Consider the following 17,800-nt stretch of genomic DNA (forward strand, 5'->3'; position numbering starts at 1 on the left):
GGCCACCGCCGCACGCGGCGACGCGGGCGTACCGGCGGGTACGCGCCGCGCGTGGAGCGAGCCCGGCCCGCAGCACGTCCCGCAGCCCGGCCCGGAGCCGGCCCCCTCAGGGGCCGCCGGCTACCGGGCCGCGCTCTTTTCACAGGTGCGGTAACCCGTCCACGGACACCATGCGGTCCACGATGGGGGGCAACTACCGTGGCGCGAATGTTCCGTCCCGATCTGACCGGCGCCGCCTGGCGCACGAGCAGCTACAGCAATCAGGAGGGCGGCGACTGCGTAGAGGTCGCTGACGGGTTCCGGGCCATCGTGCCCGTCCGTGACAGCAAGGCGGGCCCCCACGGTCCGGCCCTGTGCTTCGACGCCGCCGCCTGGTCCGCCTTCATAGGCGAGTTGAAGGCCGACCACCACCGTCCCTGAGCCGGCCGGGCGCCGGTCGCCGTCCGTCTTCCGGGCTCGCCGGGCCCTTGTCCGCGAGGGCCCGGCGGGCCGCTGACCTCCTGAAAGAACCGGGGGAAAGAACTACCCGCCCACCCACCCTCCCCGCCGGGAAGCCCGACGTCACCCGTCCGGGTGACCGGCTTGCAGGCGCGGGACGCGGGCGGTTACGTTCGCCGCGACAACCGCACACAGACGACGGCCCCCGGCCGGGACGGCAATCCCGATCGAGGGCCTGACCGATCAGGAAGTGAGTAGGACTTCCCGATGGCTGACCCGCAGTCTAACGCGCCCCTGCGCGCCGACGCCGGAGCTCCGACCTCCGGCGTGATCCACGTACGCACCCGGCTGACGGCCGACTTCACGGTGATCTCCAACGCCCTCGCCCAGCGACGCGGCAGCGCGGTCACGGTCGGTGTCGCGGCGTACATCTCCTCCCTGCCCGACAGCTCCTCCGTGACCATCAGCACCCTGTGCGAGCACTTCAGCGAGGGCGAGATCCTGATCTCGCGAGCGCTCCGGGAGCTCGAAGCGGCCGGATACCTGGAGCGCCGCCGGGAGCGAACGCCCACCGGGCAGGTCCACACCCGGACGTACTTCTACGACGTACCCGGCGGCGGCGCGGACCCGGACGGGCCGCCGGATCCCCCGAAGCCGCCGAAGCCGCCCCGGCCCCGGCCCCGTAAGTCGCCCACAGCCGAGAACGCGTCCGCAGCCGAGAACGCGACGACCACCCCGGAAGTGGCCCCCGACCCCGCTCCGGCTCACGCTCGGGACCAGTCACAGAACCCGGCGACACTCTCCGAGGCCGACCCCCGGGCAGTCGCCGTTCTGGCCTCGCTCCGCCGCGCCGATCCACGTCTCGTCCTGTCCGAGCGGGAGGCCGTGCGGCTGGCGCCGGCCGTCGCCCGGTGGCTCGAGGCCGGTGTCGCCCCCTCCCAGATCACCGCACAGCTGACCGCGGGGCTCCCCGACCACTTCCTGACCCGCCCGGCGGGCCTCCTCGCCTACCGCCTCCGGGAGACGCCTCTGCCCGCACCGCCTCCGCGCCCGCTCGCCGAAAGCCCGCCCCGCCGAGCCGCCGTACCGCCCTTCCAGACCTGCGACGGCTGTGAGCGTGCCTTCCGCGCGCCGCAACCCGGACACTGCCGGGAATGCCGGTCCCGAGAACCTGCGAGTCGTCTCCGTGCGGCCTCCTGAGCCGCTGGTGGGCGGGTGTGCGGTCCGGGCCTGGGATGGGAGGCTTGATGTGCGACGATGCGAACCCGGGTACCGGGCAGGACGGCAGGAGGAGGTGGGGCATGGTCGACAGGTTCAGGGACGGACTTCTGACTCCGGCGGAAACAGCCTCCTACCTGGAGATTCCGCAGTCGACGCTCCACTCGTGGCTGAAGGGCAGGGCCGCCGGGGCGCCCTTGGTCCATCAGGTCGAGCCGCTGCGCAAGGGGCAGCCCTCGGTGCCGTTCATCGCGGTGGCCGAGGCACACGTCCTTCGCTCCCTGCGCACCCTGGGGCTCCGTATGAGTGAGATCAGGGAAGCAGCCGCCGCCGTGCGGGATGCCTTCGCCACCCCCTACGGGCTTGTGTCGAAGCGGATCGCGACCGACGGCGTGGACATCTTCGTCGAGCACGGTCTCGGGGATCTCCGCAGAGCCCGCGACGGTCAGGCCCCCATCCACGAGGTGGTCTCCGACTACCTCGGCTACCTGAACTGGGAGCCCGACGACGACTTCCCCTCCAGCCTGCGGCTCAGGCAGTACCCGGACTCCGTCCCCGTGGTGATCGACCCCAGATTCGGGCACGGGAGGCCCGTAGTGGCCGCGAATCGCGTAGCGGTCGACGCCATCACCGACCTGTGGGAGGCCGGGGAGAGCGTCGAGGACATCGCGTACGACTTCGATATGACGCCCGAGCAGGTGGACGCGTTGTGCCGGGCAGTGGTGCGCCTTGCCGCCTGAGTTCTTTCTCGACCGCAATCTCGGACGTCGGGTCGCGGAAGGGCTGCGGGCGTGTGGCTGGACCGTTCACCGCATCGGGGACGTCTTCCCCGACGACGGACAGGACGTGGCCGACGAGGAGTGGATCGCTCACGGTCTCGATCAGCCTGGAGATCCGGCCTGTCCTCGAGCGGGAGGCAGTTCTCTTCTACCTCGACAACCAGCAGTTGCGCAGTGCCGAGATGGTCGAGCGGCTCGACGCGCACCGTGAGGCGATCCACCGTGCCGTGGGCAGGGGCGGCCCCGCGGCCTACGCGGTCCGACGTGACCGAATCGAGCGCACCTGGCCGCCGTGACGGGCGGACGGTCCGCACTCGGTTGATCACGTCCACACGGCTCGGGTGGCCGGATGACAGCGGCTCGGACGGCCTTGGTCATGAATCTGTTTCGACGGGACTCGGCGGCGGCTGGGACAGGGGGGCACGCGATGGGTGATCTGGCGAATGCGGTGGCGAAGCTCGAAGAGGAGGCGAGCGGCGCCCGCGAGCTGCGGCAGATCGTGGAGCGTCTCGACATGGAGATCGCGGCACGCATGGACGAGATTGAGACGGTCGGCACTGCTCTCCTCGAGCTTCACGGCGATCTCGACGACCAGATCGCCGAGTACGACTACATGGCCGTCGAACAATCCCTCTCGTCCCTGCGTGGACTGGTGGACGCGGAGGAGGTCCTTCCCGCTGTCGATGCCGTGCTGCTGCTCACCGCACTGCGCGATGACACCCCCGTGCCCGACCTCAGGCTGCCGCTGTCGCTCTTCGCACGCGACGATGTCGGAGAGCATCCCCGTCTCACTCAGGAGGATCTGGATCGCGCGTTCGAGGCCGCCCTGGCGCGGGCTGAACAGCGCTGGGAAGAGATCTGGGGCGATCACACCTGGGCGGACGACGACGAGCGGGACTCCCAGCGGGCCGAGGATCGTGCTGATGCCCGGCAAGAAGCGATCAAGGACCGCGCCAGCCGCGCAGGCGCCCACATCATGGAACTCGTCGACTACATCGGTGACACACTGTGGCCCGACCTCGTGGAGGCCGTGGAAGCCGGTGATCGGGGACGCGCAGTCGAGGTCCTGGCGGCAGCATGCGCGGCAGCACGGGAGACTGAGCCCGCCTACAAGCTGTACGAGGTCAACCTCTCCATACAGTACGAGTCGTCACCTATGTCCCTCGGTGCTATGGGCGAGTTGCTGAGTGACTTCGAGACATGGCTGGGGTCGCCCAGGGCTGAGTAGCCTCGCTCAGCTGATCGCCGCGCCCTTCAGCCGCCGGGCCGCCTCCTCCAGTACGCCCTTCTGTTTGCAGAAGGGCGAAGCGGACGAAGGGTGCGCCTGCCTCGGGGTGGTCGTAGAAGACCGCCGTGGGGATGGCGACGACGCCGAGGGGGCGGATGTCGGCGGTGAGGAAGTACGTGTCGGCCGTGCGGAAGACCGAGAAGCCCGCGTCCCTCAGACCTGCCGTCAGGGTGCTCCGCTTGGCGTCCGCAGGACCTCGCGGAACACGGTGCCGGAAACCGAGTGGCGCCCCCGGCCGAGGCCGTGGGCGCCACTGGGCATAGCTGGTGCCGGCCGCGTTCAGCCGTGTGCGGGCTGTCTGGTCGGGCCTGATGAACCTCGCACTTCGAGCGCACACGCGACGGCGACATACAGCGCGCCCGCGATCATGAGCGTCCCGATCACGGTGTCCGGGCCAGACGGCTGGCTGAGGACATTGAGCAGCGCCCTGCCGGCGATGGCGAGCTGCCCCAGGGCCACAAGCGCCAGCCACACCGCCCGCACGATCCGCGGAGTGCGCGTGCGTACCTGCTCCAGCCCCATCAGCGCGGCTGCGCCGGCCAGAGCCACGATGATGCCGATGGTGGCGACAGGCACGAGCATCGTTTCCATGGCTGAGGCGTCTGGATGGTCGAGTTCTGCCGTGTCCGGCGTCAGGACCATGACTGCCACCGTCAGCAGGAGCACGTAGGTCACCTGGAGGAGGAGAAGGACAGGCGCCAGGCGCCGGCTGAGCTTGTCGGTCATGTACGGCTCCTTGCGAGGCGGGCGACCGCACTGGATGTTCCACCGACTGCCCTTCTTCCGGGCGGTGCGGCATGCGTCCGCGAGGGAAGCTACGTCCTGAGCCCTTGAAGCCGGGTGATTGCTTCGCTCAGTACCGGCTCCTTCTTGCAGAAGGCGAAGCGGACGAAGGGTGCGCCCTGCTCGCGGTGGTCGTAGAAGACCGCCGTGGGGATGGCGACGACGCCCGCGCGGTCCGGGAGGGCGCGGCAGAAGGTGATGCCGTCGGTCTCGCCGAGGGGGCGGATGTCGGCGGTGAGGAAGTACGTGCCGGCCGTGTGGAAGACCGAGAAGCCGGCCTCCGTCAGGCCCGCGGCCAGGGTGTCCCGCTTGGCCCGCAGGTCCTCGCGGAAGGCGGTGAAGTACGACTCCGGGAGCGCCAGTGCCTCGGCGACCGCGTACTGGAACGGGCCCGCGGAGACGTACGTCAGGAACTGCTTCGCCGAGCGCACCGCCGTCACCAGCGCCGGTGTGCCCGTGACCCAGCCGACCTTCCAGCCGGTGAACGAGAACGTCTTGCCGGCCGACCCGATGCTGACCGTGCGGTCCCGCATGCCCGGGAAGGTGGCCAGCGGTACGTGCTCGGCGTCGTCGAAGACCAGGTGCTCGTAGACCTCGTCGGTCACCACCAGCAGGTCCCGCTCGACCGCCAGCTCGGCGATGGACGCCAGCTCCTCGCGGGTGAGGACGGTGCCGGTCGGGTTGTGCGGGGTGTTGATCAGCAGCAGGCGGGTGCGGTCGGTGACGGCGTCGCGCAGTTCGTCCAGGTCGAGGCGGAAGCGGCCCTCACCCGGGCGCAGGGTGACCGGGACGCGCTGCCCGCCCGCCATCGCGATGCAGGCCGCGTACGAGTCGTAGTACGGCTCCAGGGCGATCACCTCGTCGCCCGGCTCCACCAGGGCGAGCAGCGCGGCGGCGATCGCCTCGGTGGCGCCCGCGGTGACCAGGACCTCGGTGTCGGGGTCGTAGGACAGGCCGTAGCGGCGCTGCTGGTGGGCGGCGATCGCCGTGCGCAGCTCGGGGATGCCGGGGCCCGGCGGGTACTGGTTGCCGCGGCCGTCGCGCAGGGCGCGTACCGCCGCCTCCCTGACCTCCTCGGGGCCGTCGGTGTCGGGGAATCCCTGGCCGAGGTTGATGGACCCGGTCTTCAGGGCGAGGGCGGACATCTCGGCGAAGATCGTCGTCCCGAACTCCGCCAGCCGGCGGTTCAGGAGCGGGCGCGCACTGGAGGTCATGCCGGTCATCCTCCGCCGAACGTCCCGGCTTCCTCAACACGGCTTCCTCGACACGGCTTCCCTGACACGGCGGATCAGCGGACCTCAGAAGTTGCTCAACTCTGCTTTGGGTCGTGACGGGGAGGGGCATCTCCCGACCACGCACGTGAACGAGGCACCCACGGGGGGCTGCTTCGGGGGATTCACGGGGGACTCGAAAGGACGGTGACGCCATGACCGTCGGCATCATCTTCGCTCTGATCTTCGCGGTGTTCGTGGTGCTCGTCGTGAGCGCCGTACGCCGTGCCGCCCGCCGGGCGGACCGGATGCGGGGCCGGCCGTACAGCCGTCGCGGAAGCAGCAGCAGCGGCAGCAGCAGCGACGGCGGCTGGTGGGCCGGTGGCGGAGCCGTCGGGGCGTCCTGCAGCTCCGGGAGCGACAGCGGCGGCGGCTCGTCCTGCGGGGGCGGGTCGTCGTGCGGGGGCGGCGGCGGATGCGGCGGCGGAGGCGGCTGACACGGGGCAGCACGCCTCCCCTTCCGGGGGAACGCATCCGCGACAGCGGGGTCCGCGCCTGGGGCGGGCCCCGCTGTGCCGTTCGGTGCCGGCGCGTGACCACCCGGTGGGGTGGCACAGGGGCGCGCGGCGTGTCGTAGGGGCGCGCGTCGTGGTTGAACAGTTGAGCTGTGGAGCCCCCGGGGGGATGGAAAGCCCACGAAGTTGGGTAAAAACGCTGTGGCGGCCTCACAGTTCATGATTCCCTCTAAATCACGAAAGCAGCCCTCGGACTCCCTGCGGACCCATCCCGACCGGCCGACCGGGCTGACGGGCCGCACCCCCGGCGGGACCGGGGACAGCGGGCCCGTTCTTCTTCCTCTCTTTGTGTGCTTGCGGAGCCGATCCATGCTCACGACCCTGAACACCGCCTACACCGACACCCGCGCGGCCGACCTCGCCTGGGCACTGGGACGCGAGCCGCTTCCCGCGCTGGCCACGCTCGATCTGGAACTGGCCGGGGTGAAACTCCAGTTGAGACTCCTCGGCGCCTCCCACCAGGTGCTGCTCGAGGAGGAGCGGGGCCTGTGCTCGGAGACGGTCGCCTGCATCGCGGGCAGCAGCACGCCCCTTCCGCTGGGCATCGCCAAGCGGGTGGGGGACTGGGAGTACGAGTTCGCCGCGCGCGTGGAGGAACTGTCGCCCGGGTCCTTCGCGGGCCGGGCGCAGGAGCTGCTCGCCCTGGTCGCCGACCATCCGCACGGCCTCGCGGGAGTGTTCCCGGGCAGCCCGCACGCGTTCACCGCGATGCTCGCCCACCACCACGAGGGCCAGGTGCACTGGCGCACCTGGCACGCCTATCCGCAGGACGGGCAGTTGGTGGCGACCCGGACGAAGGTCGGGACGCGGGTGGCCGCGGCGGTGTGAGGGGCCGCTCGCCCCTCCCCGGCGAGGCGTCGCTTGCTCATACCAAAATCGGGCAGGTGTAAACAAACACCACACGTGTGGGTGACGCTTCGCGCCGAAGGCGTGACGTACCGTCGCAGGATGATCGAACCGCAGGCACCCGCGCCGCCCGGTTCCGCGGGGCCCGGGAGCGGGCCGGGCGGCACCGTGGGGTCCGGCGGCGGGAGCGGTCCCGGCGGGGCCGCACGGCTGCCGGTGCGGCAGGCCACCGGGCGGTTCCTCGTCCTCGCGGGCGTGTTCGTCTGTGCGGCGTGCGGACTCGTGTACGAGCTCGAACTGGTCGCGCTCGCCACGTACTTGATGGGCGATTCGGTCACCCAGGCATCCGTCGTGCTGTCCGTGATGGTCTTCGCGATGGGGATCGGCTCGCTGGCCGCGAAGCGGCTGCGCCGGCACGCGGCGGCCGGCTTCGGGGCCGTCGAGGCGGTGCTGGCGCTCGTCGGCGGGTGCAGCGCGATGGCCCTGTACGCCGTGTTCGCCTGGACCGGGGACTGGGGCGGACTGTGGGCCGACGGGCCGCGCGTGCTGCTCGTCGCGTTCTCACTGGCCACCGGGCTGCTCATCGGCGCGGAAGTGCCGCTGCTGATGGAGCTGATCCAGCGGATCCGCCGCCAGGACGCGGGCGGCGCGGTCGCCGACCTGTTCGCCGCGGACTACGTGGGCGCGCTCGTCGGGGGGCTGGCCTTCCCTTTTCTTCTCCTGCCCTTCCTGGGCCAGTTGACCGGAGCGCTGATCACCGGCGCGGTGAACGCGGTCGTCGGCGGGGCGCTGGTGCTGGGCCTGTTCCGGCAGGACCTCACCCGCCGCGCGCGACGGCTGCTGATCGCCGCCAACGTCTGCGTCCTCGCGGTGCTCGCCTCGGCCACCGCCCTGGTCGACGACTTCGAACGGGCCGCACGGCACGCCCTGTACGGCTCCGACGTCCGGGTGGCGTTGCGCACCGAGGTGCAGGAAGTCGTGCTCACGGGCGGGCGGGACGGCCGGCCGCTGGCGCTGTACGTCGACGGGCGGCTGCGGGTCAGCGGCCGTGACGAACTGAGGCGCCACGAGGCGCTGGTGCGCCCCGCGATGACCGGAGCGCACGCTCGCGTGCTCGTCCTCGGCGGCGGCGACGGACTCGCCGCCCGTGAAGTGCTGCGCCATCCGCGGGTGCACCGGGTCGAGGTCGTCGCACTCGACGCGGGGCTCGTGCGGTTGGCGCGCAGCGACCCCGCGCTGTCCGCGCTGAACCGTCACTCCCTGGACGACCCCCGGGTCACGGTGACCACCGCCGATCCCTTCGACTGGCTGCGCGGCGCGCCCCCGGCGGCGTACGACGTGGTGGTGGCGGACCTGCCCCATCCCGGGGTCACCGAGACCACCAAGCTGTACTCCGAGGAGTTCTACGGCCTGGCCCGGCACGTCCTCGCCCCCGGCGGGCGGCTCGTGGTGCACACCGGCCCGATGTCCTCCCCTCCCCGGACCTACTGGACCGTGGACGCGACCCTGCGCGCGGCCGGTTTCCGTACGGTGCCGTACCGGACGGACGACCGCGGCCTCATCCTGGCCTCCCGCACGACTCCCGCCCTCCGCCTCGACCCCTCGGCCCCGCGCCCCCGCACGCTCACGGAGTCCTCCCTCGCCTCCGCGGCCCACCAGGTCGCCCACACCCGCATCCCGGGCCTGCCGCCGTCGAGCCTCGTCCATCCCCGCTACACACGCTGACCGGCGCCCCGGCGACGGCGTGCGGCGGCCCGCCCCGCCTCCCCCCAGAGGCGGGACGGGCCGCCCTGCACCCCCCGTCCGGTGTGGCTCAGAAACCAGAAGCTACGGCCGCGCCCCGGTCGGCCGAATCCCGCACCGAGTGGAATCCGCCGCCAACTCCTGCGGTACGGGGCGTGGTTCCTCCACCTCTCGCGGTACGGCGTCCGGGGGACGCCCGCGCCCGGGCACCGGCGTTACGCTGCGGCGATGCGGATCCGCCCTCTCGCGAGCGACGGTCTGATCGCCCTGGCGCTCGCCGCCGTGGCCATGCTGCTCGGAACCGAGGCCGAGACGCAGGGCTGGCAGCCACTCGACCCGCTCGCCTGGCTGCTGGTCGCCCTGGTCAACCTGCCGCTGGTGGTGCGCACCCGGGCGCCCGTCGCCGTCTGCCTCGCCGTGCACGTCCTGTGGACCGGCTATGTCACCCTCGGCTACTGGCCGGTGGTCAACTCCTTCGCGGCCATGCTCGCCCTGTACACCGTGGCCTCCCTGCGCCCCACCCGTACCGTCGTGCCGTGCGCCGTCCTGCTCGCCGGGGTGTGGATCTACGCGGGGGTCGTCAGCGACAGCGAGGCCATGCCGTCCGTCGTCGCCCAGGCCGTCGGATTCCCGTCCGTGCTGTGGAAGTTCGGGCACGACGCGCGGCGGACCACCGAACTGACCCGGCAGTTGCGTGCCGAGCAGGAGGAGCGGGCGCGGCGCGAGGTGGCCGGGGAGCGGGTGCGGATCGCCCGCGAGCTGCATGACGTGGTCGCCCACCACATGGCCGTCATCAACGTCCAGGCCGGGCTCGCCCGGTTCGTCTTCGACTCCGACACGGGCACCGCCCGCGAGGCGCTGGACACCATCACCGGTGCCAGCGGCGAGGCGCTCGCCGAACTGCGCCGGATGCTCGGCCTGCTGCGCGCCGACGGCGCCCCGACGGCCGAGGGCGCACCGGCTCCCGGACTCGACCAGCTCGCGGAGATGGTGGCCCGGGTCCGTGCGGGTGGCGTCGCCGTCTCCCTGCAGGTGACCGGCGATCCCCGTCCCCTCGCACCCGGCGTCCAGCTGTGCGTGTACCGGGTCGTCCAGGAGGCTCTGACCAACGTCCTCAAACACGCCCCCGGTGCGACGGCCGCGGTGGAACTGGCGTACCGGGCGGGGGAGATAGCGGTGTCGGTGGTGAACGACGGGACGGGAGGGGGTGGCTTCAGGGCGTCCGGTACGGAGGGCCGTGGCTTGCGGGCATCCGGTACGGACGGGCGTGGGTTTCACGCATCCGGTGCGGACGGGCGTGGCCTTCGGGCGTCCGGGGCGAGCGGCGGGCGGGGTTTCCGCGGTGGCGGACGGGGGGCGGATCAGGACAGTTTGCGGGAGCAGGGCGGTCATGGGTTGATCGGGATGCGGGAGCGCGCCAAGCTCTACGGCGGGACGATCACCGTCGGCCCGCGCCCCGAAGGGGGATTCGGCGTCCATCTGACCCTGCCGACGTCGGCGCGGACCGCCCACCGGGGGGACACCGCCAGCTAAATGATCAGAGTGCTCGTCGTAGACGACCAGTTCCTCGTGCGCAGCGGGCTGGTCGCGCTGCTGCGTGCCGCGCCCGGCATGGAGGTCGCCGGCGAGGCGGCGGACGGCGCCGAGGCCGTGGCCGTGGCCGCCAGGACCCGCCCGGACGTGATCCTCATGGACATCCGGATGCCGGGCATGACCGGGATCGAGGCGACCGAGCGCATCCTCGCCGAGGCCACCGACCCGGCCCCGCGCGTGCTCGTGCTCACCACCTTCGACCTCGACGAGTACGTCTACGGCGCGCTGCGCGTCGGCGCCTCCGGCTTCCTGCTCAAGGACGCCGGCCCGGACCGGCTGCTCGCCGCGGTCACGGCCGTGCACGGAGGCGACGCCCTGTTCGCGCCCGCTGTCACCCGGCGCCTGGTGGAGGCGTACACCAGCCGGGCCGCCGCCCCGCCCGAGACCGGCCCGCCGCCCGGCCTGGAGGCGCTGACCGGCCGGGAGGTGGAGGTGCTGACCCTGGTCGGCCGGGGACTGACCAACGCGGAGGCCGCCGACCGCCTCTTCATCAGCGAGGCCACCGTCAAGACCCACCTCAACCGCACCATGGCCAAACTGGGCCTGGCCAGCCGCGCCCAGGCGGTGGTGCTGGCGTACGAGACGGGGCTCGTGACGCCGGGCGCGTCAGGGGGGTGACCGGCCGTCGCCGGAGGGGGTGCGTTCCGGCCGTCACTGGGTAGGCTCCGCTGTCATGGAGCACGAGGTGTTCGTTCCGGTTCCCGCCCAGCGGCTCAGGGAGGTGCTGGACGACCCCGCGCGGGTCGCCCGGGCGGTTCCCGGGCTCCAGCACGACGCCGGTGCGGAGCCGGTCGCCGGGCGGCTGAAGGTACGGGTCGGCAGTCACTCCATCACCTACCGTGGCACCCTGCGCGTGACCGGCCAGGACGACGGCTCCTACGCCGTCGAGGGCGACGCGGCCGAGACCCGGGGCAGCGGCTCGGTGAAGCTGGCGCTGCGGCTGCGCCTGCGGGACGCCGACGGCGGTACCACTCTTTCGGTCGACGGCACGGGCAGCGCCGACGGGCGGATCACCGAGCTCGCGGCGGACGCGGTGGCGTCGGCGGTGTCCCGGCTGATCGACCGGTTCGCGGAGAACCTGGGCGCCGAGGCCGGGGAGCAGGACGAGGGGGAGTCACCCGAGCTCCTGCGGACCGGCGATTTCGAACCCCGGGCCACCAGCGACTTCGAGACCACCCCGGATGCGGACGACACCCCGCCGCCGGCAGCGACGCCCCCACCCGCGCCTTCGGCCTCCTCTTCTGAAGAACCCCCCGAGTCCGAGCCCGCCGCCGAGCCCGAGTCCCCCTCCGTCTTCGAGACCGAGGTCCCTCCGCCCTCGCTGGACCCCGCCCTCCAGGACGACGATCTCGAAGGCGCCGAGGACGGCGTCGCCGAGGCCGCCCACGCCCGCCGCACGATGATCGGCCGCAGTGCCGAGGAGGTGGACCACGCCCCGCCGCGCGGCCGGTACGCCCCCGTGCCCGCACCCCAGACCGTCTCGCCGCCCACCTCCCTGCGCTGGGCGGCACCCGCCGCCGCGCTCGCCGTGGCCTCCGCCGTCGTGGCGATCAGGGCGCTGCGCCGCCGGCGCTGAACACCCGTTCTCCACGCGCCCGGCGAGGCCCTCTTGATCACCCCAGTAGGGTCGACACGTGAGGAACGAAGACATCACGCTGACCGCGGGCGACGCGGAGGTGACCGTCGTGCCGGGCAACGGCGGACGGGTCTCGGGGCTGCGCGTCGGCGGCGTCGAGCTGCTGCGGCAGGGCGAGCGCTACGGCTCCTTCCCCATGGTCCCCTGGTGCGGCCGGGTCCGTGAGGGCCGCTTCCGCGACGGCGCCACCGTCCAGCAGCTGCCGCTCAACGCCCCGCCGCACGCCATCCACGGCACCGGGCGCGACGCCGCCTGGCGCACCGCCCGCTCGAGCACCGACGAGGCCGTCCTGACGTACGACCTCGTCGAGCCGTGGCCGTACGCCGGCCGGGTCACCCAGCAGATCGCGCTCACCGGGGACGCCCTCACGCTCACGATGAGCGTGGAGACGTACGCGTCCTCCTTCCCGGCGCAGATCGGCTGGCACCCCTGGTTCAACCGGAACCTCGGCGGCGAGGACGTACGGATCGACTTCACACCCGCCTGGCAGGAGGAGCGCGGCGCCGACCATCTGCCGACCGGGCAGCGCCTCGACCCGAAGCCCGGACCCTGGGACGACTGCTTCGGCATGCCCGGCGGCGTCGACGTCACCCTCACCTGGCCGGGGCAGCTGGAGCTGAGGGTGACCAGCCGCGAGGAGTGGGTGGTGATCTACGACGAGCAGCGCGAGGCCGTGTGCGTGGAGCCGCAGACCGGGCCGCCGAACGGGCTGAACACCCTCCCGCGCCTGGTCACCCCGCTGGAGCCGCTGGAGGCCTCGACGACCTGGAGCTGGACCCGGCTTTAAGCTGACAGGCATGACGGACACACGCGGCGCGCTGCTGCAGCAGATCAAGAACAAGGCCGTGGTGCACGGCAAGGTGACCCTCTCCTCGGGTCTGGAGGCCGACTACTACGTCGACCTGCGCCGCATCACCCTCGACGGTGAGGCGGCCCCGCTGGTCGGGCAGGTGCTGCTCGACCTCACCGCCGAGCTGGACTTCGACGCGGTGGGCGGGCTGACCATGGGCGCCGACCCGGTGGCCGCGGCGATGCTGCACGCCGCCGCGGCGCGCGGCCGGAGGCTGGACGCGTTCGTCGTCCGCAAGGCCGCCAAGGCGCACGGGCTGCAGCGCCGTGTGGAGGGCCCGGACATCAAGGGCCGCCGGGTCCTGGTCGTGGAGGACACCTCCACCACCGGCGGTTCCCCGCTCACCGCGGTCGAGGCGGTGCGGGAGGCCGGTGCGGAGGTCGTGGCCGTGGCGACCATCGTCGACCGGGCGACCGGCGCCGCCGAGAAGATCCAGGAGGGCGCGGGGGTGCCGTACCTGTTCGCCTACTCCAAGGACGAGCTGGGCCTGGACTGACCGGCCGGCCGACCGCCCAGCCCGCGGACGGCGGGATGGACCTTCCGGCGGAGTCTGGAAGGATGTGACCGACAATGACGTCGCATCCAAGGTTCCAGGTCAGGGCCGACAGAACGCACCACGCCAACCCGCAACGCTAAGGAGCGGACAGATGCCCATCGCAACTCCCGAGGTCTACAACGAGATGCTCGACCGGGCGAAGGCAGGCAAGTTCGCCTACCCGGCCATCAACGTCACCTCGTCCCAGACCCTGCACGCGGCACTGCGCGGATTCGCCGAGGCGGAGAGCGACGGCATCGTCCAGATCTCGACCGGCGGTGCGGAGTTCCTCGGCGGCCAGTACAAGAAGGACATGGTGACCGGCGCGGTCGCGCTGGCCGAGTACGCGCACATCGTCGCCGAGAAGTACGACGTCAACATCGCCCTGCACACGGACCACTGCCCGAAGGACAAGCTCGACGGGTACGTACGTCCGCTGCTCGCGGTCTCCGAGGAGCGCGTCAAGGCCGGCCGCAACCCGCTGTTCCAGTCCCACATGTGGGACGGCTCGGCGGAGACCCTCGCCGACAACCTCTCCATCGCGCAGGAGCTGCTCGAGCGCACCCGCGCCGCGAAGATCATCCTCGAGGTGGAGATCACCCCGACCGGTGGCGAGGAGGACGGCGTCTCGCACGAGATCAACGACTCCCTCTACACCACCGTCGACGACGCGATCCGTACGGCCGAGGCGCTGGGCCTGGGCGAGAAGGGCCGCTACCTGCTCGCCGCGTCCTTCGGCAACGTGCACGGCGTGTACAAGCCGGGCAACGTCGTCCTGCGTCCCGAGCTGCTGAAGGAGCTCAACGAGGGCGTCGCCGCGAAGTTCGGCAAGGCGTCCCCGTTCGACTTCGTCTTCCACGGCGGCTCCGGCTCCACGGAGGAGGAGATCCGCACGGCGCTGGAGAACGGCGTGGTCAAGATGAACATCGACACGGACACCCAGTACGCCTTCACGCGTCCGGTCGCCGACCACATGTTCCGCAACTACGACGGCGTCCTGAAGGTCGACGGCGAGGTCGGCAACAAGAAGACCTACGACCCGCGCACCTGGGGCAAGCTGGCCGAGGCGTCGATGGCCGCCCGCGTCGTCGAGGCGTGCGGGAACCTGCGCTCGACGGGCACCAAGCTCAAGTAGCCGTCCGGCCCACGCGCCGAGCCCGGCACCGCGGACGAGCGGTGCCGGGCTCTCGTGCGTGCGTGGGTCGCGGCCGGCTCACCGCTTCAGCTCGGCGTACGCCTCCTCGCTGCTGTCCTTGAGGAACTGCCAGCACCGCTCCGTCTCGTCCTGCTCGCCGATCTCCCCGGCGGCGCGGGCGAGGGCGGCGAGGCAGCGCAGGAAGCCGCGGTTGGCCCGGTGCTCCCAGGGGATCGGCCCGTGCCCCTTCCAGCCGGCGCGGCGCAGCGCGTCCAGCCCCCGGTGGTAGCCGGTGCGCGCGTAGGCGTACGACTCGACGACCCGGCCCGCCTCGAACGCGTCGTCGGCGAGCATCGCCCAGGCCAGCGAGAACGTCGGATGCGCCGCCGCGACCTCCACCGGAGGCCGGGACTCCTCACCCAGCAGCCGGTACGCGTCCTCGTTCTCCGGCAGATACGTCGGATCGGGCCCGCCGAGCAGGTTCTTGTGCGTCGTCATGCCCGCCAGTCTGCCACTCGGACAGGCGGACCTTGCGATCGTGGGGGACCATTGCGGAGGATGCACCGTGGGGACCGGGGCCCCCGTGCCGGTAACGGCAGGGGCGGACCGCTACCCGGAGTGCATGTTCAGGAGACAGCGATGTCCCAAGAGGCTCACGAGACTCACGAGTCCGAGGCCCCGCATCTCGACTTCCAGGGGACGACCCCCTACGAGGACTACGTCAAGGCGGACGTCCTCACCCATCTGCAGCACACCCTCTCCGACGATCCCGGAGAGATGGTCTTCCTGGTCACCACCCAGGTGATGGAGCTGTGGTTCACCGTCGTCGTCCACGAGTGGGAGACGGCGGCGAAGGCGCTGCGGGGCGACGACGTACCGACCGCGGTCGCCGCGCTGAAGCGGTCCGTGCGGGAGCTGGAGGCGCTGAACGCCTCCTGGAAACCGCTCGGCCAGCTCACCCCGCAGCAGTTCAACTCCTACCGCTCCGCCCTCGGCGAGGGCTCCGGATTCCAGTCGGCGATGTACCGGCGGATGGAGTTCCTGCTCGGCGAGAAGTCCGCGTCCATGCTGGTCCCGCACCGGGGCGCCCCGCGGGTGCACGCCGAGCTGGAGAAGGCGCTGCACGAGCCGAGCCTGTACGACGAGGTGCTGCGGCTGCTCGCGCGGCGCGGGCACGCCGTACCGGAGGAGGTCCTGCGCCGGGACGTGTCGCGGCGCTACGAGCCGTCGCCGGAGGTGGAGCGGGTCTGGACGGCCGTCTACGCCGGTGACGAGAACGACGAGCTCGCCCGCCTCGGCGAGGCGCTGACGAACGTCGCCGAGCTGGTGTGGCGCTGGCGCAACGACCATCTGGTCGCCACCCGCCGTGCGATGGGCGCCAAGGCCGGCACGGGCGGCTCCGCCGGGGTGGCCTGGCTGGAGAAGCGGGCGCAGAAGAACGTGTTCCCCGAGCTGTGGACGGCGCGGTCGTATGTCTGAGTCCATGTCTGAGCTGAGGATGAAGGCGGAGAAGCTGGACGGGGCCGACGAACTGGCCGCCAAGCGGGGTGAGTTCGTCCTCGATGACGTCGTCTATCTGGACGGCAACTCGCTGGGCGCGCTGCCCGCCGCCGTTCCGGGCCGGGTCGAGGACGTGGTCCGCAGGCAGTGGGGCGAGCTGCGCATCCGGTCCTGGACCGAGGGCGGCTGGTGGACGGCGCCCGAGCGGATCGGCGACCGGATCGCGCCACTCGTGGGAGCGGCGGCCGGGCAGATCGTGGTCGGCGACTCCACAAGTGTCAACGTGTTCAAGGCGGTTGTGGGCGCGGTGCGCCTCGCGCGGCAGCGGGATGCGGCGCGTGACGAGATCGTCGTCGACGCGACCACCTTCCCCACCGACGGGTACATCGCCGAGTCGGCGGCCCGGATGACCGGCTGCACCCTGCGCCCCGTCACCCCGGCCGAGGTGCCCGGCGTGCTCGGGGAGCGCACCGCCGCCGTGCTGCTCAACCACGTCGACTACCGCACCGGCCGGCTGCACGACCTGCCCGCCCTCACCGCCGTCGTGCACGAGGCGGGCGCGTACGTCGTCTGGGACCTGTGCCACAGCGCGGGCGCGCTGCCGGTGGGCCTGGACGCGCACGGCGTGGACCTCGCGGTCGGCTGCACCTACAAGTACCTCAACGGCGGCCCGGGTTCACCGGCGTACCTCTACGTACGGCGCGACCTCCAGGACCGCTTCGACTCCCCGCTGCCCGGCTGGAACTCCCACGCGGAGCCCTTCGGCATGCGCCCGGACTTCGAGCCGGCGCCGGGTGCCCTGCGCGGGCGGGTCGGCACGCCGGACATCCTGTCCATGCTCGCCCTGGAGGCGGCGCTGGAGGTCTGGGACGGGGTCTCGATCGAGGCGGTACGGGCGAAGTCCCTGGCCCTGACGGACTTCTTCCTGGAGTGCGTCGAGGCGTACGTCCCCGAGGGCCGCGTCGAGTGCGTGACACCCCGGGACCACGCCGAGCGGGGCAGCCAGATCGCCCTGCGCTGCCCGGACGCCGGTGAGGTCATGCCGCGGCTGATCGAGCGGGGCGTGGTCGGCGACTTCCGCCACCCGGACGTCCTGCGCTTCGGCTTCACCCCGCTGTACGTCGGTTTCGCGGACGTGGAGCGGGCGGCGCGGGTGCTGGCGGAGGTGCTGGCGGAGGCCGGCGCCTAGGAATCGTCCTTGGGGGCCGCCTCTGGTGTCCGCCGGGGGCGGCCCCCTGGCCCGAGTGACCGAGCGTGACATCCCCATGTGGGCGCGGGTGTGCGGCCTGATACCGTCCCGGCCGACGGCGGGTCTCCTCGCCGGTCCGCCGAGTAGGTTTCATCGCTGGAAGGTTGGGACATGTCGGACGCCGCAGACACCGCCGCAGCAGCCGCCCGGGCCGCCGCCGAGGAGGAGTCGGCGTTCTCCCACGCGCCCGTCGATCCCGTCGCCACGGCGGCCTACGGCGACGACCCGGACCAGGTGATCGACTTCTACGCGCCGCGTGCCGGGGACGCCGACGGCCGGCCCGCTCCCGTGGTCGCCGTCCTGCACGGCGGCGCCTGGCGCGCGCCCTACGACCGCCGTCACCTCAGCCCGTTCGCCGCGTTCCTGGCCCGCCGGGGCTTCGCCGTGGCCAGTGTGGAGTACCGGCGGGGCGCGGGGGAGG

Annotated in this window: 19 protein-coding genes and 2 pseudogenes; 17 read left to right on the forward strand and 4 right to left on the reverse strand. The window is 72.2% G+C overall.

Annotation, left to right across the window (positions count from 1 at the left end; all coding sequences use genetic code 11):
• The first annotated feature begins 207 nt into the window (after positions 1–207).
• The 5 genes from N4P33_RS20220 to N4P33_RS20240 all read left to right on the forward strand — a co-directional run bounded on the left by N4P33_RS20220 (position 208) and on the right by N4P33_RS20240 (position 3,663).
• Positions 208–420, forward strand: a complete 213-nt coding sequence (locus N4P33_RS20220) for a DUF397 domain-containing protein (protein WP_260828052.1) — start codon at positions 208–210, stop codon at positions 418–420.
• Between the two features lie 285 nt (positions 421–705).
• Positions 706–1,638, forward strand: coding sequence for a hypothetical protein (locus N4P33_RS20225; RefSeq protein WP_260828053.1), 933 nt, complete (start codon positions 706–708; stop codon positions 1,636–1,638).
• 101 nt (positions 1,639–1,739) lie between these two features.
• Entirely contained in the window at positions 1,740–2,396 is a 657-nt protein-coding gene (locus N4P33_RS20230; protein WP_260828054.1) for a DUF433 domain-containing protein, read from the forward strand.
• Positions 2,386–2,646, forward strand: a complete 261-nt coding sequence (locus tag N4P33_RS20235) for a hypothetical protein (RefSeq protein ID WP_260828055.1) — start codon at positions 2,386–2,388, stop codon at positions 2,644–2,646. The genes N4P33_RS20230 and N4P33_RS20235 overlap by 11 nt, the downstream gene beginning before the upstream one ends.
• A 216-nt stretch (positions 2,647–2,862) precedes the next feature.
• Positions 2,863–3,663: a hypothetical protein gene (locus N4P33_RS20240; protein ID WP_260828056.1), complete on the forward strand. Its 801-nt coding sequence runs from the start codon at positions 2,863–2,865 to the stop codon at positions 3,661–3,663.
• Between the two features lie 6 nt (positions 3,664–3,669).
• On the opposite strand, the pseudogene N4P33_RS20245 reads toward N4P33_RS20240, so the two are convergent.
• The 3 genes and pseudogenes from N4P33_RS20245 to N4P33_RS20255 all read right to left on the reverse strand — a co-directional run.
• Positions 3,670–3,907: pseudogene (locus tag N4P33_RS20245) on the reverse strand (aminotransferase); the annotation flags it as partial.
• A 95-nt stretch (positions 3,908–4,002) separates the two neighbouring features.
• Positions 4,003–4,449: a hypothetical protein gene (locus tag N4P33_RS20250; protein WP_260828057.1), complete on the reverse strand. Its 447-nt coding sequence runs from the start codon at positions 4,447–4,449 to the stop codon at positions 4,003–4,005.
• Between the two features lie 89 nt (positions 4,450–4,538).
• Positions 4,539–5,729: a pyridoxal phosphate-dependent aminotransferase gene (locus N4P33_RS20255; protein ID WP_260828058.1), complete on the reverse strand. Its 1,191-nt coding sequence runs from the start codon at positions 5,727–5,729 to the stop codon at positions 4,539–4,541.
• 203 nt (positions 5,730–5,932) lie between these two features.
• On the opposite strand from N4P33_RS20255, the gene N4P33_RS20260 reads away from it, so the two are divergent.
• The 9 genes from N4P33_RS20260 to fbaA all read left to right on the forward strand — a co-directional run bounded on the left by N4P33_RS20260 (position 5,933) and on the right by fbaA (position 14,630).
• Complete coding sequence (locus tag N4P33_RS20260) at positions 5,933–6,214, forward strand: hypothetical protein (protein WP_260828059.1); 282 nt, start codon at positions 5,933–5,935, stop codon at positions 6,212–6,214.
• 387 nt (positions 6,215–6,601) lie between these two features.
• The gene (locus N4P33_RS20265; protein WP_260828060.1) at positions 6,602–7,120 is read left to right on the forward strand and encodes a DUF2617 family protein; all 519 of its coding nucleotides are present in this window, start codon (positions 6,602–6,604) and stop codon (positions 7,118–7,120) included.
• Between the two features lie 120 nt (positions 7,121–7,240).
• Positions 7,241–8,863 (forward strand): polyamine aminopropyltransferase, encoded by a 1,623-nt coding sequence (locus N4P33_RS20270; RefSeq protein ID WP_260828061.1) that lies wholly within the window; start codon positions 7,241–7,243, stop codon positions 8,861–8,863.
• 246 nt (positions 8,864–9,109) lie between these two features.
• The gene (locus tag N4P33_RS20275) at positions 9,110–10,414 is read left to right on the forward strand and encodes a sensor histidine kinase (RefSeq protein WP_260828062.1); all 1,305 of its coding nucleotides are present in this window, start codon (positions 9,110–9,112) and stop codon (positions 10,412–10,414) included.
• Positions 10,415–11,092 (forward strand): response regulator transcription factor, encoded by a 678-nt coding sequence (locus N4P33_RS20280; RefSeq protein WP_260828063.1) that lies wholly within the window; start codon positions 10,415–10,417, stop codon positions 11,090–11,092.
• Positions 11,093–11,147: 55 nt separating this feature from the next.
• Positions 11,148–12,050: an SRPBCC domain-containing protein gene (locus tag N4P33_RS20285; protein WP_260828064.1), complete on the forward strand. Its 903-nt coding sequence runs from the start codon at positions 11,148–11,150 to the stop codon at positions 12,048–12,050.
• Positions 12,051–12,108: 58 nt separating this feature from the next.
• Positions 12,109–12,897 (forward strand): aldose 1-epimerase, encoded by a 789-nt coding sequence (locus N4P33_RS20290; protein WP_260828065.1) that lies wholly within the window; start codon positions 12,109–12,111, stop codon positions 12,895–12,897.
• Positions 12,898–12,907: 10 nt separating this feature from the next.
• Positions 12,908–13,456, forward strand: coding sequence for an orotate phosphoribosyltransferase (gene pyrE / locus N4P33_RS20295; protein WP_260828066.1), 549 nt, complete (start codon positions 12,908–12,910; stop codon positions 13,454–13,456).
• Positions 13,457–13,607: 151 nt separating this feature from the next.
• The gene (gene fbaA, locus N4P33_RS20300) at positions 13,608–14,630 is read left to right on the forward strand and encodes a class II fructose-bisphosphate aldolase (RefSeq protein ID WP_260828067.1); all 1,023 of its coding nucleotides are present in this window, start codon (positions 13,608–13,610) and stop codon (positions 14,628–14,630) included.
• A 78-nt stretch (positions 14,631–14,708) separates the two neighbouring features.
• Here fbaA and N4P33_RS20305 read toward each other — a convergent pair whose 3' ends face one another.
• Positions 14,709–15,128, reverse strand: coding sequence for a DUF3151 domain-containing protein (locus tag N4P33_RS20305; protein ID WP_260828068.1), 420 nt, complete (start codon positions 15,126–15,128; stop codon positions 14,709–14,711).
• A gap of 141 nt (positions 15,129–15,269) precedes the next feature.
• On the opposite strand from N4P33_RS20305, the gene N4P33_RS20310 reads away from it, so the two are divergent.
• From N4P33_RS20310 to N4P33_RS20320, 3 genes and pseudogenes are all read left to right on the forward strand, one after another.
• Positions 15,270–16,109 (forward strand): tryptophan 2,3-dioxygenase family protein, encoded by an 840-nt coding sequence (locus N4P33_RS20310; RefSeq protein ID WP_260828069.1) that lies wholly within the window; start codon positions 15,270–15,272, stop codon positions 16,107–16,109.
• 4 nt (positions 16,110–16,113) lie between these two features.
• A complete protein-coding gene (gene kynU / locus N4P33_RS20315; RefSeq protein ID WP_260828070.1) occupies positions 16,114–17,319 on the forward strand; it encodes a kynureninase in 1,206 nt (401 codons plus the stop codon).
• A gap of 171 nt (positions 17,320–17,490) precedes the next feature.
• Positions 17,491–17,800: pseudogene (locus N4P33_RS20320) on the forward strand (alpha/beta hydrolase); the annotation flags it as partial.

Source organism: Streptomyces sp. 15-116A (assembly GCF_025290915.1).
Taxonomy (GTDB): Bacteria; Actinomycetota; Actinomycetes; order Streptomycetales; family Streptomycetaceae; genus Streptomyces.

Coding starts and splice junctions, on each gene's coding strand:
- N4P33_RS20310 (WP_260828069.1), top strand. CDS start 15,270: ATGTCCCAAGAGGCTCACGAGACTCACGAGTCCGAGGCCCCGCATCTC.
- pyrE (WP_260828066.1), top strand. CDS start 12,908: ATGACGGACACACGCGGCGCGCTGCTGCAGCAGATCAAGAACAAGGCC.
- N4P33_RS20305 (WP_260828068.1), bottom strand. CDS start 15,128: ATGACGACGCACAAGAACCTGCTCGGCGGGCCCGATCCGACGTATCTG.
- N4P33_RS20230 (WP_260828054.1), top strand. CDS start 1,740: ATGGTCGACAGGTTCAGGGACGGACTTCTGACTCCGGCGGAAACAGCC.
- N4P33_RS20250 (WP_260828057.1), bottom strand. CDS start 4,449: ATGACCGACAAGCTCAGCCGGCGCCTGGCGCCTGTCCTTCTCCTCCTC.
- fbaA (WP_260828067.1), top strand. CDS start 13,608: ATGCCCATCGCAACTCCCGAGGTCTACAACGAGATGCTCGACCGGGCG.
- N4P33_RS20270 (WP_260828061.1), top strand. CDS start 7,241: ATGATCGAACCGCAGGCACCCGCGCCGCCCGGTTCCGCGGGGCCCGGG.
- N4P33_RS20220 (WP_260828052.1), top strand. CDS start 208: ATGTTCCGTCCCGATCTGACCGGCGCCGCCTGGCGCACGAGCAGCTAC.
- N4P33_RS20280 (WP_260828063.1), top strand. CDS start 10,415: ATGATCAGAGTGCTCGTCGTAGACGACCAGTTCCTCGTGCGCAGCGGG.
- N4P33_RS20255 (WP_260828058.1), bottom strand. CDS start 5,729: ATGACCGGCATGACCTCCAGTGCGCGCCCGCTCCTGAACCGCCGGCTG.
- kynU (WP_260828070.1), top strand. CDS start 16,114: ATGTCTGAGCTGAGGATGAAGGCGGAGAAGCTGGACGGGGCCGACGAA.
- N4P33_RS20275 (WP_260828062.1), top strand. CDS start 9,110: ATGCGGATCCGCCCTCTCGCGAGCGACGGTCTGATCGCCCTGGCGCTC.
- N4P33_RS20265 (WP_260828060.1), top strand. CDS start 6,602: ATGCTCACGACCCTGAACACCGCCTACACCGACACCCGCGCGGCCGAC.
- N4P33_RS20240 (WP_260828056.1), top strand. CDS start 2,863: ATGGGTGATCTGGCGAATGCGGTGGCGAAGCTCGAAGAGGAGGCGAGC.
- N4P33_RS20225 (WP_260828053.1), top strand. CDS start 706: ATGGCTGACCCGCAGTCTAACGCGCCCCTGCGCGCCGACGCCGGAGCT.
- N4P33_RS20260 (WP_260828059.1), top strand. CDS start 5,933: ATGACCGTCGGCATCATCTTCGCTCTGATCTTCGCGGTGTTCGTGGTG.
- N4P33_RS20285 (WP_260828064.1), top strand. CDS start 11,148: ATGGAGCACGAGGTGTTCGTTCCGGTTCCCGCCCAGCGGCTCAGGGAG.